The 4,225-nt window shown below is 75.9% G+C and carries 3 protein-coding genes; 1 reads left to right on the forward strand and 2 read right to left on the reverse strand.

Going from position 1 to position 4,225, the window contains the following annotated elements:
• Positions 1–691 (forward strand): endonuclease/exonuclease/phosphatase family protein (locus AB0O00_RS31075; RefSeq protein WP_363657420.1); only part of this gene is annotated, 691 nt, incomplete at its 5' end.
• A gap of 16 nt (positions 692–707) precedes the next feature.
• Here AB0O00_RS31075 and AB0O00_RS31080 read toward each other — a convergent pair.
• Positions 708–1,895 carry a PP2C family protein-serine/threonine phosphatase gene (locus AB0O00_RS31080; protein WP_363657422.1) on the reverse strand — a complete coding sequence of 396 codons (1,188 nt, stop codon included), beginning with the start codon at positions 1,893–1,895 and terminating at the stop codon, positions 708–710.
• Positions 1,896–2,086: 191 nt separating this feature from the next.
• The coding region (locus AB0O00_RS31085) for a 3'-5' exonuclease (protein ID WP_363657424.1) at positions 2,087–4,225 on the reverse strand (2,139 nt) is incomplete at its 5' end.

Raw genomic sequence — 4,225 nt, forward strand, 5'->3', positions numbered from 1 at the left:
CGAGCCGGCGGTGCCGAACGGCCTTCGGGTGTACGGGCCGGGCGAGGTCGGCGACGGCGCCCCGCCCTCGTACGGGACGGCCCTGCTGACCCGGCTGCCGGTGCGGCACTGGCGGGCCCGGCGCTTCGCCCCGGCGCCGTTCGGGCTGCCGTTGCGGGTGGCCGGGCGGCGCGGCCTGACCCCCGTGCCGGACGAGCCGCGCGCGGCCCTCGCGGCGGTGCTGGAGGGCGAGCGCGGACCGTTCACGGTGGTGGCGGCGCACCTGTCCTTCGTGCCCGGGTGGAACATGGCGCAGCTGGCCGGCATCCGGCGCTGGATCGCCGACCTGCCGCAGCCGTACCTGGTGCTGGGCGACTTCAACCTGGTGGGCGCGGTGCCGCGCACGGTGCTCGGCGGGGCGACGGCGCTGGAGCGCACCGCGCCGCGTACGCGCGTGCGGGAGCTGCGCGAGGCACGGCGGGCCCGCCCGGCGCTGGCCGGGCCGCGCCGGCGGCGGGTGCGCGAGCCGCGGGCCCGGCTGCAGGGCTGGTACGACCTGGCGCGCACGCCGACGTACCCGTCGCACCGGCCGGCGGTGCAGTTCGACCACGTGCTGGCGGTCGGCGTGCCGCGGGCCGCGGTGGGCCCGGCGGCGGCGCCGCGCACCGGGGTGTCGGACCACCGGCCGCTGCTGGTCGAGGTGTCGCTGTAGGGGAGCCCGGGCCGCCTCAGTTGAGGTGCGAGAGGGCCCCGTTCTGGTGCGGGACGTGGGCGATCTGGGCGGGTTGGGGTTCGTACTGGAGGAGCAGCATGGCCGCGTCGTCGCCGAGCTGGCGTCCGACGTGGCGCACGACGTCCTCGTGCAGGCGCAGCAGGACGTCGGCCGGGCGGCCGTCGGCGCAGTGCGGGAAGCGTTCGGCGAGCGGGTAGAAGGCGCCGGTGCGGTCCCGGGCCTCGATGACGCCGTCGGTGAACAGCAGGACGCGGTCCCCGGGCAGCAGGGCGGTGCGCTGCACCGGCGGGCGGACGTCGGCGGGATCGAGGACGCCCAGCGGCGGTACGGTCTCGGCGAGTTCGAGCGGGCGGACCTCGGCGCCGCGCAGCAGGAGCGGCGAGGGGTGCCCGCAGTTGACGATCTGGGCGGCGCCGTCCGGGGCGACGCCGATCAGCACGAGGGTGACGAACTCCTCCTCGACGCCGGGGTGGTCGTTCTCGTGCAGGGCCCGGTCGAGGCTGACGGCGAGCCAGCCGGCGACCCGGTCGAGCGCGGGCTCCTGGTGGGCGGCCTCGCGGAAGGCGCCGAGGACGGCGGCGGCCGTCTCGACCGCGCCGAGGCCCTTGCCGCGCACGTCGCCGACCACGGCCCGGACGCCGTGGCGGGTGTTGACGACCTCGTACAGGTCGCCGCCGATCCGCGCGTGCGCGGCGGCGGCCTCGTAGTGGACGGCCGCGCGGACGGTGCCGACCCGCTCGGGGACGGGCCGCAGCAGCACCCGGCGGGCGATCGAGGCGACGAGCTGCGCGTCGGCGAGCGCCCGTTCCTGGCGCAGGCGCAGGGTGGCGCTGACCCACCCGATCGCCGCGACCAGGACGATCGCGACGACGCTGGCGGCGTGGACGGACTGGCCGAGCGCGTTGCCGCGGAAGGCCATCAGGAAGGCCACGGCCTCGGTGCACAGGCCGATGGCGAGCGGGTACCAGGTGCGGCGGCTGACCACGGCGGCCAGCGCGGGTACGGCGGTGAGGGCGGGTTCGACCGTGACCTCGGTGCCGCTGACGTAGTCGAGGAGGACGATCAGCGCCATGCCGATGTAGGGCAGCGCGAGCGCCGTCCTCGGCCAGGTGCCGGTCGCGCCCGGAGCGGGTCCCGGGGTCGGCCCGGTGAACCGCTCTCTGATCCATCCGGTCGCGCTCAACTTCGGTTTCTCCAGCGGAAGACGCCGGTGCCCTTGGGCACCTGCGGCGATGACTGAGGGTTAGGGAATGCGGGTCTCGCCGGCGGCCGGAGTACGGGGGTTGACCGGTTACCGACCCCACAATAGGCGCGAAACGTGCACTACGCACAGGTTTCGCCCGTTGCCGTGATGACTTGGATGCTCTCCGTGACTCATTCTTCACTGTTCCCGATCAGGAGCCGTTCCAACTCTTTTCGGTCGGGAAGTCCTGACGGACGTTCGATCCGTCCGCTGCGGACGTACAGGAACGACGCCGTGACCTGCTCGGGCGGGACTCCCGCGTACTCGGCCCACGCGAGCCGGTAGACCGCGAGCTGCAGCGGGTCGGCGGTCTCCTCGCGGTGGGTCTTCCAGTCCACCACTTCGTAGCGTGACGTACCGCCGGATCCTGACGTTTCGTCACCTTCCCGGTAGACCGCGTCGATCCGGCCGCGCACCACCCGGCCCGCCAGCACCAGCTGGAACGGCGCCTCCACCCGGTACGGGCGGCGGCCGGCGTACGGGGTGCGCAGGAACGCCTCCTTGAGGCGCTCCAGGTCCTGCTCGTCCTCGATGCCGTCGTCGTCCGCGCCGGGCAGCGCGCCGGGCTCGATCAGCAGCAGCGGTTCGATCCGGGACTGCACCCACGCGTGGAAGCGCGTGCCCCGGCGTGCCGCGGGCTGCGGGGGGCGCGGCATCGGGCGGGCGAGGTCGTGCGCGAAGCCGTCCGGGTCGGCGGCCAGGCGCAGCAGCTGGGTGGCGGACAGGGCGGCGGGCAGCGGCACCTCCCGGACGCTGCGCCGGGAGCGCTCCAACTCGCTCAGCAGCGCGGTGAGGTCGCGGTCCCAGGACTCCACCTGGCGGCGCTCCTCGGCGCCCATGGGCTCGGGCCCGGGGGCGGGGGCGCCGGCGAGGCGGGCGCGCACGACGTCGGCGACGCGGCGCCGGGCGTGCTGGGCGTCCGGGTCCAGCGGCAGCGGCCAGGGCCGTTCGACGGGCGCGGCCAGGGCCGGGTTCTCGGCGCCCTTCTCCGGCTGCTCGGCCCAGTGCTCGATCTCGCCCGCGCCGGGGAGCTCGCAGTGCTCCCGCAGCTGTTCGAGGAAGGCGGACGGGCCGCGGACGGTCTTCTGGGTGGGCCCCCACCAGTGGCCGGAGGCGAGCAGGAGGGAGCGGGGGCGGGTGAACGCGACGTAGCCGAGGCGCAGTTCCTCGACGCCGGAGTGCTCGGCCAGCTCCTTCCTGAACGCGGCCACCGACTTGGCGTTCCATCCGCCGCGCACGTCGGGCAGGGTGGCGGCGTCGCCGCGCAGGGCGTGCGGGAGCACGCGCTTGGTGCTGGTCCAGCGCTCGCGCGGGCTGCCGGAGGGGAACGCGCCCTTCACCAGGCCGGGCACGGCGACGACGTCCCACTCCAGGCCCTTGGACTTGTGGGCGGTGAGGACCTTCACGGTGTCCTCGCCGCCGGGCAGGCTGCTGTCCAGGCCGCGCTCGTACTCCTGGGCGGCGCGCAGGAAGCCGAGGAAGGCGGCGAGGCCGGGGTCGCCGTCGAGGTCGGCGAAGGAGGCGGCGACGTCGAGGAAGGCGTGCAGGGTCTCGCGGCGGCGGGCGGCCAGTGCCTGCGGGGAGGCGGCGAGTTCGACCTCCAGGCCGGTGGCGGCGAGCACCCGGTGCAGGACGTCCATCAGCGGCTCGGACAGCGAGCGGCGCAGGTCGCGCAACTCCTGGGCGAGGCGGGCGAAGCGCACCCGGGCCTCGGCGGAGAACGGGAGGTCGTCCAGCTGATCAGCGTCGAGGAAGGTCTCCAGGGCGTCGGCCAGCGAGACCACTTCGGTCGGGTCGGTCTCGGCGACGGCGGCGGCCAGCGCCTCCACGCCCTCGGGCCGGTCGGTGCGCACGAGGTCGGCGGCGCGGCGCCCGAGCAGGGCGAGGTCGCGCGGGCCGATCCGCCAGCGCGGGCCGATCAGCAGCCGCACCAGGGCCGCGTTCGCGGTCGGGTCCTGGAGCACCTCGCAGACCGCGACCAGGTCGGCCACCTCGGGCAGCTGGAGGAGCCCGCCGAGGCCGACCACCTCGACCGGCACGTCGCGGGCCACCAGCGCCGCGTGGATGTCCGGGAAGGCCGCGCCGCCGCGGCACAGCACGGCGATCTGGCCGGGCGCGGTGCCGGTGCGCACGAGGTGGGCGATCGAGTCGGCGAGCCAGTCGACCTCCTCGGCGTGGGTGGGCAGCAGGGCGGCCCGCACGAAGCCGTCCCGCTCGGCGCCGGGGGCCGGGCGCAGCGCCTCGACGCCCTCGTGCATGGCGCGCAGCGG

The sequence above is a fragment of the Kitasatospora sp. NPDC093558 genome (genome assembly GCF_040683475.1).
In the GTDB taxonomy this organism is placed as follows: Bacteria; Actinomycetota; Actinomycetes; order Streptomycetales; family Streptomycetaceae; genus Kitasatospora.